This is a genomic window from Bacillus sp. FSL R5-0443, from assembly GCF_038608285.1.
Taxonomy (GTDB): Bacteria; Bacillota; Bacilli; order Bacillales; family Bacillaceae; genus Bacillus; species Bacillus velezensis.
In genome coordinates this window covers 1,828,968-1,846,875 of the sequence record NZ_CP152013.1, presented here as the reverse complement: position 1 = coordinate 1,846,875, position 17,908 = coordinate 1,828,968, and the positions used below count along the sequence as shown (strand labels likewise).

Genomic DNA, 17,908 nt, shown 5'->3' with positions numbered 1-17,908 from the left:
ATTAACGCCCAAAAAAGAGAGCAGAACGAGAATCATCTCTCATCCTACTCAAGGTGTCATGTGTAAGCCGATGTCTATCATAACATGAAAAAAAACTGCTTAGTAGTCTAGACTTTTATTCTTATTTTTTGTAAGAATCACATTTTTTTTCGCTTTCAACGGTTTCTTCAATCTCCACATCAGCACCGATTTCTTTCAGTACGGCTTTCAGAGCGCTTGTGATGGAAGCCTCTCTGATCAGTTCTTTGCCGTCAACGATGATGCTGGTTCCATATTCATAGCAGGAATCATCTTCACAAGTTTCTTCCCAATGGTTGATTATCACCTTGTGTTTCAATCGTCTCACCCTCTGCATGATCAATGTCAGTACTTAGTGTAGCTTGTGCGGCCCGCTTTGTAAATTCGAACGCTTGTGAAATTTATTCAAGCTCATCCAGCGCCGCTTCTTTTTTCAGTTCGATTTTATTCGTTTTTTCATCATAGCGGTATATTTTTAAGTAACCGTCCTCGACGATGCCGAAACGATTATGTTCCAGCTGCACCATGCCTTCTGTCTGCGGTTCGGCATCCGATGAGCCGCCGTCATCATCCGTCACCACCGTCTCATGATTGCTGCAAGCTCCAAACAGCAAAAAAACAGCGATCCAAACGAGCGTAATCCTGATTCTTCTCAGTTCATTTTCACTTTCGAACACGATTTTCCGAACCCCCTTTTATGTTTCCGATATACAGCCTGCAATATACAGATGCGCATAGAAAAAGACCATTGTTCATGGTCTTTTTCAAAAAGTCTATTCAAGCTCAAGCTGGACGTTTTTTTGCGGGGCGAACGTGGAGATGGCATGTTTATAAATAAGCTGCTGCTTCCCCTCCGTTTCGAGCAAAACGGTAAAGTTGTCAAAGCCTTTTACCTGGCCGCGAAGCTGGAAGCCGTTGAGTAAAAACACCGTGACGAACGTATTGTCTTTTCGGATTTGATTCAAAAACTGATCTTGAATATTAATCGGTTTCATGTTTCGTCCTCCTTGGTTCTCAATACAATACTGTTTCGATTAAATTTCCAGTTTTCCTGCTATGCACTCGAAAATTTCCTTTTTTTTCTGCTCAATATCAACAGGCGGCGTCATATCTGTCCATGAAACGGGCATTTTATTGCGAAACCAGGTCAGCTGGCGTTTCGCATATCGCCTAGAATTTTGTTTTAATTGTTCCACAGCCTGAGGGAGCGGGACTTTACCATCAAGATATTCATACAGCTCTTTATAGCCGATCGCCTGAATCGATTGGCTGTCCCGTATATTCATATCATACAGCCGCTTTACTTCGTCAAGAAGGCCGGTTTCCAGCATCAGGTCAACGCGCTCGTTAATCCGGCCGTACAGCACTTCTCTGTCCATTGTAAGACCGATAAGAACCGCATTGTAAAGCAGCTCCCGTTTTTGGGTTTTAAGATGCTCTGACATTGTTTTTCCCGATACATGCAAGATTTCGAGCGCGCGGATGACTCTTCGCGTATTGTTTTGATGAATGGCTGCCGCCGCTTCCGGGTCGGCTGCCGCAAGCTTGGCATGAAGCGCTTCCGCCCCTTCTTCAGCCGCCAGTTTCTCCATGCGCTCCCGGAATACAGGGTCGCCGGAGTTTTCCGTGAACGTATAGTCATACAGCACGGACTGAATGTACAGACCCGTCCCCCCGACAATCATCGGCAGCTTTCCTCTATCGGCAATCTCGGTGATTTTTCCCCTTACCAATTTTTGATAATCCGCCGTTGAAAAAGTGTCGGACGGCTCCAAAATATCAATCAGGTGATGCGGCACGCCTTCTGTCTCTTCTTCGGTGACTTTGGCCGTTCCGATGTCCATCCCTTTATATACCTGCATGGAATCTCCGCTGATGATTTCCGCATTCAGCATTTTCGCGAGTCCGATGCTTAGTTTTGTTTTTCCGACTGCCGTCGGTCCGACAAGTATGACGACAGGCTGTTTTTTATTTTTCAATATGTATCACTCTCTTTTATAAATCTCCCCCTAATTATAGCATTCATTTCTTCAGGCACCTATCCATTTTGCCCTTTTTCCTGAGCGCTAAACGTCCGCTACCACCCGATCGGCTCGTTTCCGACAACCTCTCTCGTTTTTCCTTTGAGCGTATGGCGGTGCGTTTTCCGTCCTTCCTCCCGCGGATCGTAAACGACGCCGCCGTACTGGATCTGAATCGGCTCATTGTAGGCGGCAAAGGTGGTCTCTGAAAGCTCATGGTAATGTGTTCCGTCAACCCTCGGGATGGCAGGGCCGGAAATGCCGTAATACCTATGAAAATGGCCGTTTTCAAACGAGGTGATGCCCGTATAGAAATGTGTATGCTCATCTGTATTGCTGCCGTTCTCCGGCTGCGAAAAGCCTTCGATCAAATGGTAATGTCCCTGCACTACATCCGTAACAGCCCGGTATGCGTGTGTGTGCGGAGGTTTTTTTGACCAATCGGACTGATACAGGCCCACAAAAGCTCACTCCTTTATTTTTTTGATAAACGCCCAATCAAAAATTGGTGGGCTGAATACTCTGTTATCATCTCAAATTTATTCTTGGAGGTACCTAAATTATGAATGAAGAATACACATACGAAGCAGATAGTGATATGAGACAGTTTGGACGGCCCGGATTTGGGTTCGGACGGCCGGGATTCGGGTTCGGGCGTCCCGGATTCGGCTTCGGCTTCGGGCGACCGGGTTTTGGTTTTGGCCGGCCTTGGTTTGGCCGCCCTTGGTTTGGCGGGTTCGGACGGCCGTTTGGTTTTTACGGCGGACCGTTTGTCGGAGGGCTTGTCGGGGGGCTTGTCGGAAGCGCTTTGTTCAATCCGTATTTGTACGGAGGTTACGGCTACGGCTATCCGTACGGAGGTTATCCGTATTACTATTGACGAATCAAAAAGGCTCCTCCCCGGGGGCCTTTTTATATAGGCCTAATGTCTTGACTTGGCGGGCAAAGTTCGGATATTATTTTATTTTACTGCCTTAAACAAAAGGCATAAGGATTATGATGAGAGGGGGATTTGATATGATTCTGGGTTATATCTTCCTCACAATTGCTATTTTATCAGAGTCAATCGGCGCGGCCATGCTGAAGGTCTCCCGCGGATTTACGCGGTTTTTGCCGAGCGCGCTTGTAGTGGCAGGCTATTCATTGGCCTTTTATATGCTTTCACTGACACTGAATCTCATTCCGCTTAGCTTATCCTATGCAACATGGAGCGGAGCCGGAACGGTGCTCGCATCCATTATCGGAGCGAAATGGTTTCATGAAAAACTGGACAAGCAGGCCGTCATCGGACTCTTTTTCTTATTGGCCGGTGTCATTTTGATGAATTGGTAGAAAGGAGAGGCATGCTGATGAAAGGATTACTTTGCTTGGCATTAGCCATTGTATCAGAAGTGTTCGGGAGCACGATGCTGAAGCTGTCGGACGGTTTTACGCACCTGTGGCCCGCTCTCGGCGTCATTGCCGGAATCGGAGCCTCTTTTATGTTTTTGAGCTTCTCATTGAAAAGCCTTGATTTATCCGCCGCATACGCGACATGGTCAGGTGTCGGCACCGCTTTAACGGCAATTGTCGGCTTTTTTGTTTTTAAGGAGGCCATGACAGTCAAAATGATGATCGGGCTTGTTTTGGTCATCACGGGCGTCATCCTGCTGAACCGTTCCAAGTCTCAAAAAGCTAAAAAAAATCAAACGGCCCGGAGCTGACCGTTTGAACTCGTCAAGCGCGGGCAGCTTTTACTTCAACCTCAAGCTCCATCTCCACGTTTCCTTGGACCGCTCGTGAAATCATACACGAGGACTCCGCTTTCTGCGCTAACTTCCTGGCGAGCGTAAAGTCCGTTTCGGCTGCATCCGGCTTTAATAATATAAACGGACGGTGAATGATTTTCTGGTACGTGAACACACCGTTCGTGACGTCTACAATTCCTTCAGATTCCATATGCAGATCTTCTTTATCCAGGCCGCTTCTTTCCATCATCGCCGCAAGCGTTATAATATAACAGGTAGCGGCCGCTCCAAGCAGCATTTCATCAGGATTTGTGCCTTCTCCGGGTCCGTCCATTTCCTTAGGAATGGACACAGCCGTTTCCAGCCGGCCGCTTTTAATATCGCCGACGTCATTGCGATTTCCGGGCCAATTTGCTTTTAAATAAAAGTGATGTTTTGCCAAGGGACAAACCTCCTTTTTTTCAGTTTACTCATCTTTCACTCGTTTGTCTTTTTTTAAGCTTACGAATACTCTTGATTGATCACTCTTTTTATCGTACGGACAAACCGGTAAAATTCCTCCGTTTTTGTGAATTCCCTTTCGCGGTAATCAAAATTATCAAAAAACGCTTCCCGCTGTTCTCTGCTGATCTCAAGCTGTATGCTCAGCCCGGTTTGCGCCTGGTTATTGATATTTTCGGTGTCAACCCCGGCCAGACCGGTTTTTGAGGTTGCCAATTCTGCAGAAAATCCGTTTCGTTCGAGAGCTCTCACCAATTTTTTCGCCCGCTTCCGGTCGCTTCCTCCGACAAGAGTATTTTTCTCGTCGCCTTTATAACCGTGAACTGCGATAACATAATGGTGCTGCTTAATGCTTTCGACTGCTGAAGGCTCATCGAACCTGGTGCTCGTAATATGAAGAGTCTGGTTATCATGCGTCTTTAATCCCTCAAACAGATAGGTTGAATAATCATCTCTGAAAGAGCGGACGATCTCGCTCACCCCGCCCTCAATTCTCCCTCCGTGCGGCGACATGATCAATACGGGGCTCCCCTTTCGCTTATTGTACGATATATGATAATCATCGGGGTCTTCATGTTCAGCCAAATCTTTAAAATCTGTGTATGTATCAGAAGAATTCGAGGGATCAGGGTCTGACGCATAATGAGCACATCTTATTAGTAAGACCATTGCTACGATAATGATGACATTAAGTAAAATTCTTTTCATCAGCTCTCCTTCTTTGCTCCTTTCTGAAAAATGACATGTTCATTATATGGATTTTTGTCAATAGGTCTTATCTTAACATTCTATTAACATTATCATCAGTGAAAAACTTCCCGGTTTCGAAAAATCAATGGATTGTCACGGTTCAAGCGCTCAAATGCCGGGCATCAGTGAAAAAAGGTTGAGAGAGGGCAAAAAAAAAGGGAGGAACGCCCGAATTTTCAGGGGCGGGAGATTCACGGCCGGAAACGGACGGCATCAAGAATACGCTTTTAAAAATGAATATCCGCCTCCCGAAGCAAATGCGCAGGACAGAATGGAGCCCGTCAAAAAAGTTCTCATCTGCCTTTTTGTACAGCAAAATGCCGTTACAGCCCGCTCATCCCCTTTTTTTATCATAATGGTCCGTTTTGAAATGGAACCGTCTTTTTTCATATATATAATATCAATCGGAAGCTGTTTTTCCAAGGAATGTCTCAATATTATGTTCATGTATATACCTCCTTCCGCCGGCTTCATTACAAACGAACAAACGTTCCGTTCCAACTCGATTTCTTCTCCTGAAAAAGCCGCAAGTAACCAGCGCTCCTGAAGGACAAACAAACTGACCGAACATACGGCCTGTTCATATGGTATAGAGAGAATCGCCAGAATGGGAGGAAAAGTATATATGTTTGGTTACTCAATGGTACAAATGGTGCGGTCAAATGCTCATAAGCTGGACTGGCCGCTCAGAGAAAACGTATTACAGTTATATAAACCTTTCAAATGGACACCTTGCTTTTTGCACAAGTTTTTCGAAAAAAAGGTGAAAAACAGAAAGAAAATGTCAGTCATCATCGAATTTGAAGAGGGCTGCCATGAATCCGGTTTTCACAGCACAGGACAGGTCTTATCAAAAGAAAAACGCTGCACCATAAAAAAGCAGTTTCAAACAATCAATTGCTGCAGCGCCGAAGTCACTCCGTCCGCCCTTCACATGCTTCTTTCGCAATGCCGGGATATCCGTAAAATCTATTTAAACCGTGAAGTAAAAGCGCTCCTTGATACGGCAGCTGAATCGTCTCATGCAAAAGAAGTGACCCGTAACGGCACCGTATTAACAGGAAAAGGCGTAACCGTCGCCGTTATTGATACCGGAATCTATCAGCATCCCGATTTAGAAGGCAGAGTTATCGGATTTGCGGACTTTGTCAACCAAAAGACAGAACCGTATGATGACAACGGACACGGCACCCATTGCGCCGGTGATATCGCAAGCAGCGGCGCTTCATCTTCCGGTAAATATCAGGGGCCGGCGCCGGAAGCCGATCTGATCGGAGTCAAGGTATTAAACAAATCAGGATCAGGAACCTTGGCTGATATCATTGAAGGTGTGGAATGGTGCATACAATATAATAAAGAACACACAAAGAATCCGATCAGAATCATCAGCATGTCACTGGGCGGAGATGCGCTCAGATATGATAAAGAAACGGACGACCCGCTCGTCAAGGCCGTTGAAAAGGCATGGAATGAAGGAATCGTCGTCTGCGTCGCCGCGGGCAACTCCGGTCCGGAAGCTCAAACGATTTCAAGCCCCGGTGTCAGCGAGAAGGTCATCACAGTAGGCGCCTATGATGACAATGATACGGCCGGCAATGAGGACGATACGGTCGCTTCTTTCTCAAGCCGCGGCCCGACGGTGTACGGAAAAGAGAAGCCTGACATTCTTGCGCCCGGGGTCGATATCGTATCTCTCCGTTCTCCGCGTTCATACCTTGACAAATTACAGAAATCAAACCGTGTAGGCTCCTTGTATTTCAGTCTGTCGGGCACGTCCATGGCCACTCCGATCTGTGCGGGCATTGCCGCCTTAATCCTTCAGCAGAACCCGCAGCTTTCGCCTGACGAAGTGAAAACACTGATCAAACAAAGTCCGGATCAATGGACAAATGAAGATCCGAACATTTACGGAGCGGGCGCAGTTAACGCTGAAAACGCCGTGCCGAAAGAGTAACCTTTTTATCATGAGAACGGGGTCGTCTGCACCGGCAGATGACTCCGTTTTTCAGGTGAACAGATGAAACATTTATAATGAAGGAACTCGGAACGCTTCAGAACCGGCTGTCAGAAAAAAAGATCAATGCAAGGCAGTGTATTTCTAAAAAAATAGGGAATAAGTATGGTGTAGATAAAAGGAGGAATCACAATGGCACTTACAAACACCGAATTGTCTGAATGGCTGCAAAAACAGATCGGACAAACGCTTGATATCAGAAAAGGAGAGCTGACAGACAGCCGAAACGAGATTTCTGATATGGACCAGATCATGCTTCACCTTGATGATGTTCTCGTCCGCCGGACAAACCATCCCGATGACTATGTAGCGGACGAAGAACTCGTCTTAAAAGGGCACGGCACAACCTATACGGAGGAAGGAAATGTCCCGCTTCCCCAAGATGCGTATGAAATCCCTCTGCTCGGCGACATCACCATCCAAAAGGAGCAAGACGGATTAAAGGTACATACAGATCGGGCCGTTTATACAATCGGGACCCGGAAAGAGCAATAAAAAGAAAAAACGCCCTGAATCAGCGGCGTTTTTTTATTGGTTTTTTTCTTCTGAATATCCGTGGAACATCGTGAATGCGCAAAGCATAATGCCTAAAATAATGATAATCGGGAGCCAGATCACGGCAAACTTATAATCCGGTTCAGCGAATGCACCGATGACCGCCCCAAAGCAATACAGCACCAAAGCAAGCGCGCGCAATACAGCATCTCTTGTAAACTGCTTCCGCTTGTCCGCTTTGTAAAACCTTGCGGTGAGATCTTCAAAAAAATTAGCGAGCGTTCCCGTTAATACGGTCGTGGAAATCCCCGCTACACCAAGTTTTCTCGCGGCTGTCGTCTGCATTCCCATTGCGAAGCTGAGCAGCATAATCAGCACATAAACAGAAATGGCATCTGCAAAAAAGCAGGAGAACAAAGCAAACAGCAGCAAAACAGCTCCTTCAATAGCTAAAGCGGCAGTTACCGCAGGGGGCCAGAATGATTTCTTTTTATTGCCCACAAGCAGGGCCGCGGCAATAACGCCGGCAATAAATCCGATTAACGAGGTTAACGATTTGAGTACGGCAAGGTGCCACGAGTTGCCGATCGCCAGGCCGAACAGAACGATGTTCCCCGTCATATTGGCGGTAAAGATATGTCCCAGGCTTAAATAACCGATCACATCCACAATTCCCGCTGTTAAACAAAGAAGTAAAAGTGCAATATTTCGGTATGTAGTCACTGTCAATGTGATCCAATCCTTTCTCATGCTGATTCCAACATATAAGTTTACTCTTTGCCATTTCATATGTCCAGCCGGCGTGCCGCTTTTTCAGAGCATAAAAAAACTCCGGCGAACCGGAGAAGCTACTGAACGATAAATAATACTCTCGTGCCGTCGGAATATCCGCTCATTTGATTTCCAACCCATGAACCGGCCCCGCGGTTATCCGACGGGGTTACATATCTGACATCAGCCCCCGCCCCGCCTTCTGTGCAGACTGCCATGGGCCATTCATCACGGTCAAACCCGGGCTTTGTCGGAATTCCTTTCAATGATTCTTTCCTTCTATTCTCCGCTCCGTTCCGATCAATTGTACAAATCTCAGAATGACCTGTCGAAATGGCGTCTTTTATATGATTTCCCGTCTCCGGATATTTTGACAGCGGGAAATACAGCACCTGATCGTATCGGGATGCGGCACGAGCAGCACTGTCCGAATGGATACCGGCGCCCGTAAGGCCGAACTGAAGAGAGATCACCAAAAGCAGACTTGCCGCCCATTTCATAAACGCATTCATTCACATCCTCCTTAAGAAGTTGATATGAAGCGTAAATATGTATATTAGCCGGATTTAACACACATGATGAAATGGAAAAAAAAGTTTGCTGTTTTGTTGATAATCAACGAAAATGGCGGCTTTACGATTTGTCTATTGAACCGGCTTCTGTTTCCTTATATATTTTAGACATACTTATGAGCCGTTGTGATCAGTGTCTTCGGCAGATAAAAGGAGGAATGCCGTCCGGTCGGCAGGCACCGGCTGTTTGTTATGTCTTTTCAAAAACATGAAGGCGGGGAAATCCAGATGGAAAAAACAATGTTTCACCCACACTCACCCGAGTTTCACGAAAACCCTTTTGCGGTTTTAAGCAGATTCAGAGAGCAGGACCCCATACATAAATTCGAACTGCAGCGTTTCGGAGGCACCTTTCCGGCTTGGCTCATCACGCGTTATGATGATTGTATGGCGTTTTTGAAAGACGGCAGAATTACGAGAGATGTAAAACGAGTCATGCCGAAGGAGCTGATCGCGAAGCTGAATGTCAGTGAAGATATCGATTTTGTCTCAGAGCATATGCTGGCAAAAGACCCCCCTGATCATTCACGACTTCGATCTTTGGTGCATCAGGGGTTCACTCCCCGGATGATTGAGCAGCTTCGCACCGGGATAGAGCAGATCACAGAAGAGCTGCTGGATGAAATGGAAACAAAAGCAGACCCTGATATCATGAGAGATTTCGCCGCACCGCTTCCGTTTATCGTCATTTCCGAGCTGCTCGGAATTCCGAAAGAGGACCGCGCCAAATTTCAAGTGTGGACAAACGCAATGGTCGACACGTCAGAAAGCGGACAAGATGCGACCAACCAGGCTCTCAAAGAATTTAAACAATATATGAAAACACTGATCGAAGGAAAAAGAAAACATCCGGGTGAAGACTTGACGAGCAAGCTTATTTACGCTGAAGAGGACGGCCAAAAGCTGAGTGAATCAGAGCTGTATTCCATGCTGTTTTTGTTAGTCGTTGCCGGGCTTGAAACAACGGTTAACCTTCTCGGCTCCGGCACCCTGGCGCTTCTTCTGCACAAAGACCAGATGGAGAAGATAAAGCGGCAGCCGGAAAATATCCAGACGGCGGTCGAAGAGCTTTTGCGTTATACCTCTCCCGTCATCATGATGGCGAATCGATGGGCGATTGAAGATTTCACTTATAAAGATGTTTCTATTAAAAAAGGCGATATGATATTTATCGGCATCGGTTCAGCCAATCGGGACCCGGAATATTTTGATGATCCTGATACATTAAATATAGCGAGAACACCGAACCGTCATATCTCTTTTGGATTCGGCATTCATTTTTGTCTCGGGGCTCCGCTCGCCCGGATGGAAGCATCCATTGCCTTTACCGCGCTTTTAAAACGGTTTCCGAATATAGAGCTGAAAGGCGCGCCCGAGGATGTAACATGGAGAAAAAATGTGTTTTTGAGAGGGCTTGAAACATTGCCTGTCAGATTTTAATAGCGCCCCCGGTTTATCGGGGGTTTTTTAATGTCTTATAAACAGAAATCAATATAACAATGAAAATTTAGTACATAGTAAATTTAGTTCTATATGGATAAAAAAAGCGGCCGGATTGCTCCGGCCGTTCTCTATTACCGTTTTACCAACTCATTTGTTTCGTCCAGCTTTTTTCTGAAAGATTTAAGGAAATTTGCGCTTATCGTTCCTTTGTTTGCGTACAGTTTTTCGCAGAATGCCTTAATGGCGTTTTGCGGCTTCGGTTCCGACAGCATCGTGACATGATTGGAAGAGTGAACGTCCAGCAGGTGAAACTGTTTCATCTGGCGTTCCCATTCTTTCCAATACGCATCATGGTCTAACGGAATTTGTTCTTCCTCTGCTGTCAGATAACGTTCAAGATCTCCGAGGAACAAACCGCTTTTATTACGGAAGTAGTAGCATTGCAGCGCTTCCGGATGAGGCAGCGGCTTCATGTCATACTCTTCCATTCCGTAAGCGAGCTGCGTCTTCATCATTTGCTCCAGCTGCATCCGGATCGCTTCTTCGGATTTTGGCAGACCGCGCTTTTTGGCAAGGCCGATCAATTCTTTCAATACTTCTTCTTCCTCAGCCTGGACGGTAATGTCTTCTCTGCTGATTAATGCCTCTTCAAGGTTTTCAGGCTTAAGATATGCTGTAAGCATCGTATTGATCGTTTGCAGCATGACTGACTTAACAGATGGTTTTCTTTCTTTCCATTTTTCACTGTACGGGGTGTCGATCATGACGGCGCTTTTTACCGTATGACCTTCCTCCTGCAAGAGGCGCGCGGTTTCATATGCAAGCATTCCGCCCAAGGAATATCCGCCGAGATCATAAGGGCCTTTCGGCTGTACCGCTTGGATGATTCTCTTATAAGAAGCGGCCGTCTCTTCGATTCCTTGCAGCGGCTCTTTCCCTGTCAAACCTCTTGCCTGGATGCCGTAAAAAGGTCGCTGACTCTTTTTGGCGAATGGCTGGTATGCTTCCACGCCTCCCGTTCCGCCGTGAAACCAAAAAACAGGACGGCCTTTTTCTCTTTCATTCAGCTTGACGAGTTCTGGAAAATTTCGGCCCGTCTCCTGCGGTTGGTTCGTTTTTAACAGCATGCCGATCTCCTGAAGAGTGCTGCATTTCTGAAGAGCCTCCAGACTGATGCGGCTGTCTCCGTCCTCAAGTTTTTTCAGCAGCTGAATAGAGGAGATTGAATCGAAGCCGTATTCAGTCAGCGGCTTATTTTGATCAATTTCCGCTGCCTTCATCCCCAAAATGTCTGCCACAATGTCAGCCGCGCTCCCGCAGCGGATCTGAGGATTCTGTGAAACCGGTGCAAGGCTGATGTCTTCTGGCTTACCGCCGTTCCAATACTTATGGTTTTCAAAAGGATATGTCGGAAGCGGCACTCTTTGAACAGATTTGCCTTGGTGGAGTCTGTCCCACGGTATATCCGCACCTTTCACCCAGCAAAATGCAAGTTTTTCGAGATTGTTTTCAGCCAACAGCGTCTCCGTGACGACTGTACCGAGAGTCCCTTCCAGTAAAACGCCGATATCTCCTGATCCAGTCTGCTGACTGCCTGTAATGAAGCTTTTCATTCCATTGCTTTCTTCGGAAAATGCTCTGTACTCTTTCAGTTTTTCCAGCAATTCATCTTGATTGCGGGCAACGAGTGCCAGGCGGCAGTTCATCGCCTCACGGCCGGTCTGAAGCGTATAAGCAATATCCCGCAATGACAGAGTATCTCCAGTTTGCACAAAATCAGCCAGCTGACCTGCGGCCGCCTTAAGACGCCCTTCGCTCTTAGCAGAAAGCACGATAAGCTGCGGTTCATGCACAGATTCTTTGTCTTTATGGCTCGGGCTGTACTGTTCCAAAACGACATGCGCATTCATGCCGCCGAAGCCATAGCTGTTAATTGCGGCCCGGCGCGGGATCGGTCTGCCCGTATGGTCGGTGAGCTGTGTCCATTCCTGATTGTCTTCGGTGAAACGGAAGCGGCTTTTCTGAATGGCCATTTGCTCATTTGCAGCTGTAAATCCGGTAATGCCCGGGATGGTATGATGCTTCATGGCCATCGCCACTTTTATAAGGGCGGCCAGTCCGGAAGCGAGTTCGCCGTGCCCGATGCAAGGTTTCACGGTGCTGATATAACAAGGCGCGCTTTCCTCTTGATTTGCAGACTCGCCGTAACCCGCTTTGATTGCATTAAACTCCAGCGCATCTGCCATTTCGGAGGCAATGCCGTGCGCTTCAATATAAGTGACGGTTTGCGGATCAACATCGGTGTCTTCGTACGCTTTTTTCATCGCGGCCTTCATTCCCGCCGGATTCGGCGCGTGAAGCGACATGCCTTTACCGCCGTGAGACACTCCTGTTCCTTTAATGACCATGTGAATATGATCGCCGTCTTCAATTGCCGCCTCAAGCGGTTTGATGATGATAACGCCCGCCCCTTCGCTTCTGACAAAGCCATCGGCATCTTTTTGGAACGATTTCGCCCGGCCGTTTTTGCTTAAATACCCCATTGAATCAAAACCGATAAAGCCCTTCGGCGACTGCAGAATATTGGCTGCACCCACGACAGCCTGCTCACATTCTTTATGACGGATTGATTGAACCGCCCTGTGCAATGCCACCAGGGTTGACGTGCAGGCAGCCTCGTAATATTCACTCGGTCCTTGTAAATTCAAGGCATATGATATTCTGTTCGGAATGATGGACGGGATGGCTGTTCCATTGTTCGGATCGCTGTTGCCCGCGGCAACGAAAACGCCTGTCGGTCTGCTTGATAACGCCTTATTTGTCAGGCCCGCATCCTCCATTGCCTTCCATGTATGCATCAGAAGCAGAAATTGCTCCGGCCCCATTTGTGATGCCTCTTTAGGGGAAATTCCGAAAAAGAGCGGGTCAAATTCGCCGACACCGTCAATAAAACCGCCCCATCTGAGACTCGTGTCATTCTCATCACCGGCGTAACGGCGCCAGTCCCAGCGGTCCGCCGGAATTTCGGTAATACAGTGATCCCCGTTTACGATGTGCTCCCAAAAAGACTGGATATCCGGGGATTGCGGAAACTGAGCTGACATACCGATAATCGCGATTCCTTGCTTGATATCGGCGTTATCACAAGGCGTATGCTGTTTCTTCGGTAAAGTGCGCTCTTCTGTTTCCGTGACCCTGGCCTCTTCTGAATGCTTATGATCGGCAAGAAATTGAGAAAACTTGCTCTCATATGCTGACGCGAAGTGGCGGGTCAGCTCCTCCGCGGTCGGATACTCGAAAAACAATGTTGGATTCACATCGATGTCCGCCTCTTGGCCGATCTCTTTTGTCAGCCCGATCAGGCTCGCTGAATCAAGTCCCAATTCCATGATATTCGCGTCAGAACGAAGAGATGGCCCGGGTTCACCCATCATCTTGGCGAGCTTGCCAAGGACGTAGCTGCGGATATCATCTGTCAGACTGCCGGCAGAAATCGGTGCCCCCGCATTCTTAACAGCCGTTCGGGCCGGCTGATTCATCTGTTCGGTTTTCGGGCGGAACCGTTTCAGGGCATAGCCTTCAAAACGCATCACCACTTCCGATCGGCTGCTGATGACATCTGCGTTAATCAGAATCATTTCCCCCGTTTGTTTGGTCAGCTTGATGTGCAGCCAGCAATCGGTAAGATCTTCAGGGCTGCTGAAGGTGACGGAATTAATGCCGAACGGCAGATAGCTTTCCGCCTCCGTTTGATCCAATAAAGAAAGTGAGGCCAAGTAAGCACTGTTGGCGATTAACGGATTTATGGCATAATGATGCGCTTGTTGTGAGTCGCTATTGTTCAGGTTCACTTTCGCTAAAACGGCATCAGAGCCTTTGTACAGGCGGGTGATCGTTTTAAATTCTTCTCCCCACACGACGGGTCCCGTTCCGTCTCCGTATAACTCATCTATCCGGCCCACTTCCCGGTAAGAGCGCTGAATGGCCGCCAGATTCGCGTGCTGCTTTTGAAACGGATAGGGGCTGCACTCGGCATACGCCGCTATGCTCCAATCAGGAGACGTGCGGCTGCGGTGCATTATGCTCAGTTCAAATCCATCCCCGTTTTGTTTCGATTCTGTTTTCAGCTCGATGCGATCGCCTTTTTTTACGGTAATGGGGCTGACGTAATTCAGTTTTTTAATTTGTCCTCCTTCCGCTTCAGGAAAAAGATCACAAAAATGATCGACTGCCAGACTGTTATATGTAGCGCCGACGAGTACCGGTTCTCCGCTGAATTGATGCCCTTTCACGTATGGATCGTCATCACTGTATACCGCCTGAACGCCGGCAGCGTTTTCTGATTCACCGAATTGAAAAGAAGTCCCGTGGTCAAAAGCGTAGGCCGGCAGATGAACGGCGTGCTCTTGCTGCAACTGATCAAACGCGATATTCTCTCCTTTTTCCCATTGCCGCGCACGCCGGCCAATATCAGATTCAGAGAAATTGAGATTCCGCTGATCCATGCGGTAAGCGGCCAGCTTTTCCAGCAGTTCCTGAACGGAAGCAGCCGTAAATGCCGCCCGATACTCCGAATGATGCGTTCTTTTTTGCAGCGCGGATGCGATGGCGGCCGGATGAAGAGATGGCGTCTTTTCTAAAAAGGCCGCCAGTCTGTCAAGATAGGCTTCAAAACTCCATTTTGTTTTCGCTGACACAGGGAAAATATATTCCTCATCGCCGTGACGGGCCTGATCGGAATTCGGGCTGATATATTCTTCTACGATGAGATTTGCATATGCCCCGCCTGCCCCGAAGGAATTAATCATGCTTCTCCGCGGGATGATGTCCCCCGTTTCGGCATCCCTCATACGCTCCCAATACTCGGTTTTTTCCTGCAGGTGAAAAGCCGTTTGTTCAAGGTTGATATTCGGATTTTGCGGTTTTGCGTTAATCGTCGGGACTAATGTTTCCCGCTCCATTTGCAGCAGCACTTTCGCGAGCTGGGACATGCCGGAAGCCGCCTCTAAATGACCGAGATTTGACTTGACGGATCCAAGCGCGCAAAAACGTTTTTTATCAGTATATTGCGCGAACGCATTTGTCAGGGCAATGACCTCAATCGGGTCTCCCAATACAGAGCCGTTTGCCGCTGATTCAACATAACTGATTGTTTCCGGATTGATTCCGGCCTTGTCGATGGAAGCCGCCATGAGCTTCGCCTGCTGTTTCGGATCCGGAGCCGTGTACATCTGCCTTCCGCCGCTATGGCACAACGCGCTGCTTTTAATGACCCCGTAAATATGGTCTTTGTCGGCAAGCGCTTTGGAGAGCGGCTTCAAGAGCACCGCCCCGACTCCTTCTCCCGGCATCAGGCCCGTGCCGGTTCCGAAGCTTTTGCTTTCACTTCCCTGTTCAAGCAAATTCGCCCGTTCGAGCGCATCATATTTAGACGGTTCAAGCGTGAGATTGACCCCTCCGGCAATCGCCATGGAACAGCTGTTAAGCTTCAGGCTTTCACAGGCGAGATGAATGGCGCTCAGTGAGCTGGAGCATGCGGTCGTAACGCCCATGCTCGGGCCCGTTAAATTGAAAAAGTGGGAAATGCGGTTGGCGATATGCCAATCCCCTCCGTTAGAGCTGAGCGCAGCTTTTTCCAATGACGGGATATTCCAGAAATATTGATTGTACATACTGCCCATAAATACACCGATGCCGCTGTCTGATTCCTGCCATTCGTTTACTCTTTCTAACGAGTAACCGCCATTTTCAAATGTTTCCCATACGGTTTCTAAGCTTAGACGGAGCTCAGGCGTCATCTCCATCACATGGTCTTCCCGGATGTCAAACAAGTGATGGTCAAAAGCTTCAATATGCTGCAGAAATCCGCCGTACCGTGTTTTGCGTTCTTCTTTTCGTGTTTCTTTTGCCATTGTTTTCAGAAGACCGGATTTCCATCTGTTTTCCGGAGCTTCCGTGATACAGCTGTCTCCGGCTTTTAAATGCTCCCACAGCTCATCGAGGGTTTCAGACTCGGGATAGCGGCCGCTGATGCCGATAATGGCAATGTCGTCACGATCAGAACGATTAACGGTGACGGTTTCTGTTTCCGGCTTTGGCGCTTTTGGCTCTTTTTGTTCAGTGATAAACCGCCGCGTTTCCGTGACAAGCGGCACCGGTTCATTCATTGCAGGTTCCGGATGCTTTGTTTCAGGAGGCGCTTGTTCGGCTCCGAATGCCTGTTGCAGCTTATCCGGGTAAGTTTCCAGCAAATACTCGGCAAGTTCTTTCGTATTCGTGTGTTCAAATAAGACCGTTTTCGGCAGCTCGCCCGTCAATGTTTCCAGTTCGCGGATAAAATTCACCTGCAAAATGGAGTCGATGCCGTATTTTTCAAAGCTCGTCTCAGGCTGAATGCGCTCGGGAGCAAGCTTTATGGACTTGGCTAACGTTTCTTTTATGAATTGCACAGTCTGGTCTGTGACTGAGAAAGACGGTTCTGTGAAATCAGCCGGCTCTTTGGAAGCCGCAGTTTCTTCAACCGCCTGCGCGTCCGGCTGCTTTTGCCTGATGACGCCGTCGCTTTCTGCCGCCACGATCTGCTGGCCGAGGTGATGTGACGATTCCGCCATAAATGTAACGTACCGATATCCCTCGCTTTCCAGCGCAGACTGCCACGCTTCAGGATACAGCCCCGGGCATCCGGGAATGCGCAGTTTGGCGTCTTCATACAGCCACCAGCCTTCCAAAAGACCGAATGTCAGATGAGAATAAACCGAATGGCTGCTAATCTCATTTAATAGCAAAATCCCATTCTTTTTAAGCACCGCTTTGGCATTGCGAAGTGTCCGCCGAATATTTTTTGTCGCGTGAAGCACATTTGCCGCAATTACCGCGTCATATGCGCCCGCCTCTATACCCTGCAAAGCCGGGGGCTCTTCCACATTAAACCGCTTATAAGTCAAATACGGATTGTCGGGACCGTATTTTTTTTCAGCATGCATGAAAAAGGCCTTTGACAGATCGGTGTAGCAATATTCTTTCATATGATGTTTGTACTCTTTTAATCTTTTGAACACGGCCGCGCTCGTCCCGCCCGTCCCCGCTCCGATCTCTAATATCCGGATTTCCGCGTTCGGGTCTTCTTTCAGGCGTTCTTCAATGAAAGCCGTCAATGTGTCAGCGAGCACCTCATTAAAGTAGTCTGCCGTTTCATTGTTTTTATAGATTCCTTCCACCAATTCCATTGAGGAATCAGGAAACAGAATATCAGTGGCAGAAACTCTGCCGGATAAAATATCCGGCAAAGCTCTGAGAGCGGTCTCCACTAAGGTGATCATCGCCTGTTTGCTGCTGTCCTTGAGTAAAGGAGCTTTCTTTTCATCCCATTCTTGCCACAGAACGTCCGCACGCTCTATCGGACCCGTTAACACATACGTACTGCCTGACTGTTTCAAAAAGCCTTTTTGCACCAAGATGGAGATGCTTTCTTCCAGCCACCTGCCGTAAAACCCCTGCATGACAGGCTGCGTTTCGTTTTCCGTAAAAAATCCGACAGATTTCAGCTGGCCTGCCAATAGTTTGTAAAGAAGATCTTCAGTGTTTTGCAAAGCCGTC

At 47.9% G+C, this 17,908-nt stretch carries 17 protein-coding genes; 6 read left to right on the top strand and 11 right to left on the bottom strand.

Annotation, left to right across the window (positions count from 1 at the left end; all coding sequences use genetic code 11):
* Positions 1–121 precede the first annotated feature (121 nt).
* The 5 genes from NYE28_RS09030 to NYE28_RS09010 form a co-directional block, all read right to left on the bottom strand.
* Entirely contained in the window at positions 122–337 is a 216-nt protein-coding gene (locus tag NYE28_RS09030; RefSeq protein WP_003154062.1) for a hypothetical protein, read from the bottom strand.
* An 82-nt stretch (positions 338–419) separates the two neighbouring features.
* Complete coding sequence (locus NYE28_RS09025) at positions 420–695, bottom strand: YmzC family protein (protein WP_032871539.1); 276 nt, start codon at positions 693–695, stop codon at positions 420–422.
* 96 nt (positions 696–791) lie between these two features.
* On the bottom strand, positions 792–1,013 hold the full coding sequence (hfq, locus tag NYE28_RS09020; protein WP_003154064.1) for an RNA chaperone Hfq: 222 nt from the start codon (positions 1,011–1,013) through the stop codon (positions 792–794).
* A gap of 39 nt (positions 1,014–1,052) precedes the next feature.
* A complete protein-coding gene (gene miaA / locus NYE28_RS09015; RefSeq protein WP_327954159.1) occupies positions 1,053–1,997 on the bottom strand; it encodes a tRNA (adenosine(37)-N6)-dimethylallyltransferase MiaA in 945 nt (314 codons plus the stop codon).
* Positions 1,998–2,095: 98 nt separating this feature from the next.
* Positions 2,096–2,500: a YmaF family protein gene (locus tag NYE28_RS09010; protein ID WP_327954160.1), complete on the bottom strand. Its 405-nt coding sequence runs from the start codon at positions 2,498–2,500 to the stop codon at positions 2,096–2,098.
* A 101-nt stretch (positions 2,501–2,601) separates the two neighbouring features.
* On the opposite strand from NYE28_RS09010, the gene NYE28_RS09005 reads away from it, so the two are divergent.
* From NYE28_RS09005 to NYE28_RS08995, 3 genes are all read left to right on the top strand, one after another.
* Positions 2,602–2,919 carry a hypothetical protein gene (locus NYE28_RS09005; protein WP_032866021.1) on the top strand — a complete coding sequence of 106 codons (318 nt, stop codon included), beginning with the start codon at positions 2,602–2,604 and terminating at the stop codon, positions 2,917–2,919.
* Between the two features lie 137 nt (positions 2,920–3,056).
* On the top strand, positions 3,057–3,371 hold the full coding sequence (locus NYE28_RS09000) for a multidrug efflux SMR transporter (protein WP_007410378.1): 315 nt from the start codon (positions 3,057–3,059) through the stop codon (positions 3,369–3,371).
* A 17-nt stretch (positions 3,372–3,388) separates the two neighbouring features.
* Positions 3,389–3,742, top strand: a complete 354-nt coding sequence (locus NYE28_RS08995; RefSeq protein ID WP_007410379.1) for a multidrug efflux SMR transporter — start codon at positions 3,389–3,391, stop codon at positions 3,740–3,742.
* Between the two features lie 13 nt (positions 3,743–3,755).
* Here the strand turns inward: NYE28_RS08995 and NYE28_RS08990 are convergent, their stop codons facing one another.
* The 3 genes from NYE28_RS08990 to NYE28_RS08980 all read right to left on the bottom strand — a co-directional run bounded on the left by NYE28_RS08990 (position 3,756) and on the right by NYE28_RS08980 (position 5,464).
* On the bottom strand, positions 3,756–4,208 hold the full coding sequence (locus NYE28_RS08990; RefSeq protein ID WP_014305039.1) for an OsmC family protein: 453 nt from the start codon (positions 4,206–4,208) through the stop codon (positions 3,756–3,758).
* A 59-nt stretch (positions 4,209–4,267) separates the two neighbouring features.
* Complete coding sequence (locus tag NYE28_RS08985; protein ID WP_007410381.1) at positions 4,268–4,975, bottom strand: poly-gamma-glutamate hydrolase family protein; 708 nt, start codon at positions 4,973–4,975, stop codon at positions 4,268–4,270.
* Positions 4,976–5,230: 255 nt separating this feature from the next.
* Entirely contained in the window at positions 5,231–5,464 is a 234-nt protein-coding gene (locus NYE28_RS08980; protein WP_015239897.1) for a hypothetical protein, read from the bottom strand.
* Between the two features lie 178 nt (positions 5,465–5,642).
* Between NYE28_RS08980 and NYE28_RS08975 the strand changes: the two genes are divergently transcribed.
* A complete protein-coding gene (locus NYE28_RS08975; RefSeq protein ID WP_012117603.1) occupies positions 5,643–6,971 on the top strand; it encodes a S8 family peptidase in 1,329 nt (442 codons plus the stop codon).
* A 192-nt stretch (positions 6,972–7,163) separates the two neighbouring features.
* Positions 7,164–7,526: a hypothetical protein gene (locus tag NYE28_RS08970; protein ID WP_007410383.1), complete on the top strand. Its 363-nt coding sequence runs from the start codon at positions 7,164–7,166 to the stop codon at positions 7,524–7,526.
* Positions 7,527–7,559: 33 nt separating this feature from the next.
* Here NYE28_RS08970 and NYE28_RS08965 read toward each other — a convergent pair whose 3' ends face one another.
* Together NYE28_RS08965 and NYE28_RS08960 are read right to left on the bottom strand one after the other, a co-directional pair.
* Positions 7,560–8,315 carry a YoaK family protein gene (locus NYE28_RS08965; protein WP_003154084.1) on the bottom strand — a complete coding sequence of 252 codons (756 nt, stop codon included), beginning with the start codon at positions 8,313–8,315 and terminating at the stop codon, positions 7,560–7,562.
* A gap of 59 nt (positions 8,316–8,374) precedes the next feature.
* Positions 8,375–8,809 (bottom strand): NucA/NucB deoxyribonuclease domain-containing protein, encoded by a 435-nt coding sequence (locus tag NYE28_RS08960; protein ID WP_160223458.1) that lies wholly within the window; start codon positions 8,807–8,809, stop codon positions 8,375–8,377.
* A gap of 288 nt (positions 8,810–9,097) precedes the next feature.
* Here NYE28_RS08960 and NYE28_RS08955 point away from each other — a divergent pair, with 288 nt between their 5' ends.
* Positions 9,098–10,309, top strand: coding sequence for a cytochrome P450 (locus NYE28_RS08955; RefSeq protein ID WP_052827455.1), 1,212 nt, complete (start codon positions 9,098–9,100; stop codon positions 10,307–10,309).
* A gap of 134 nt (positions 10,310–10,443) precedes the next feature.
* Here NYE28_RS08955 and NYE28_RS08950 read toward each other — a convergent pair whose 3' ends face one another.
* Positions 10,444–17,901: a beta-ketoacyl synthase N-terminal-like domain-containing protein gene (locus NYE28_RS08950; RefSeq protein WP_337681083.1), complete on the bottom strand. Its 7,458-nt coding sequence runs from the start codon at positions 17,899–17,901 to the stop codon at positions 10,444–10,446.
* Positions 17,902–17,908 lie beyond the last annotated feature (7 nt).

Bases quoted from the DNA above. Each gene is read 5' to 3' on its own strand.
- hfq (WP_003154064.1), bottom strand. From the start codon at position 1,013: ATGAAACCGATTAATATTCAAGATCAGTTTTTGAATCAAATCCGAAAA.
- NYE28_RS09005 (WP_032866021.1), top strand. From the start codon at position 2,602: ATGAATGAAGAATACACATACGAAGCAGATAGTGATATGAGACAGTTT.
- NYE28_RS09000 (WP_007410378.1), top strand. From the start codon at position 3,057: ATGATTCTGGGTTATATCTTCCTCACAATTGCTATTTTATCAGAGTCA.
- NYE28_RS08995 (WP_007410379.1), top strand. From the start codon at position 3,389: ATGAAAGGATTACTTTGCTTGGCATTAGCCATTGTATCAGAAGTGTTC.
- NYE28_RS08985 (WP_007410381.1), bottom strand. From the start codon at position 4,975: ATGAAAAGAATTTTACTTAATGTCATCATTATCGTAGCAATGGTCTTA.
- NYE28_RS08980 (WP_015239897.1), bottom strand. From the start codon at position 5,464: ATGAACATAATATTGAGACATTCCTTGGAAAAACAGCTTCCGATTGAT.
- NYE28_RS08975 (WP_012117603.1), top strand. From the start codon at position 5,643: ATGTTTGGTTACTCAATGGTACAAATGGTGCGGTCAAATGCTCATAAG.
- NYE28_RS08970 (WP_007410383.1), top strand. From the start codon at position 7,164: ATGGCACTTACAAACACCGAATTGTCTGAATGGCTGCAAAAACAGATC.
- NYE28_RS08965 (WP_003154084.1), bottom strand. From the start codon at position 8,315: ATGAAATGGCAAAGAGTAAACTTATATGTTGGAATCAGCATGAGAAAG.
- NYE28_RS08960 (WP_160223458.1), bottom strand. From the start codon at position 8,809: ATGAATGCGTTTATGAAATGGGCGGCAAGTCTGCTTTTGGTGATCTCT.
- NYE28_RS08955 (WP_052827455.1), top strand. From the start codon at position 9,098: ATGGAAAAAACAATGTTTCACCCACACTCACCCGAGTTTCACGAAAAC.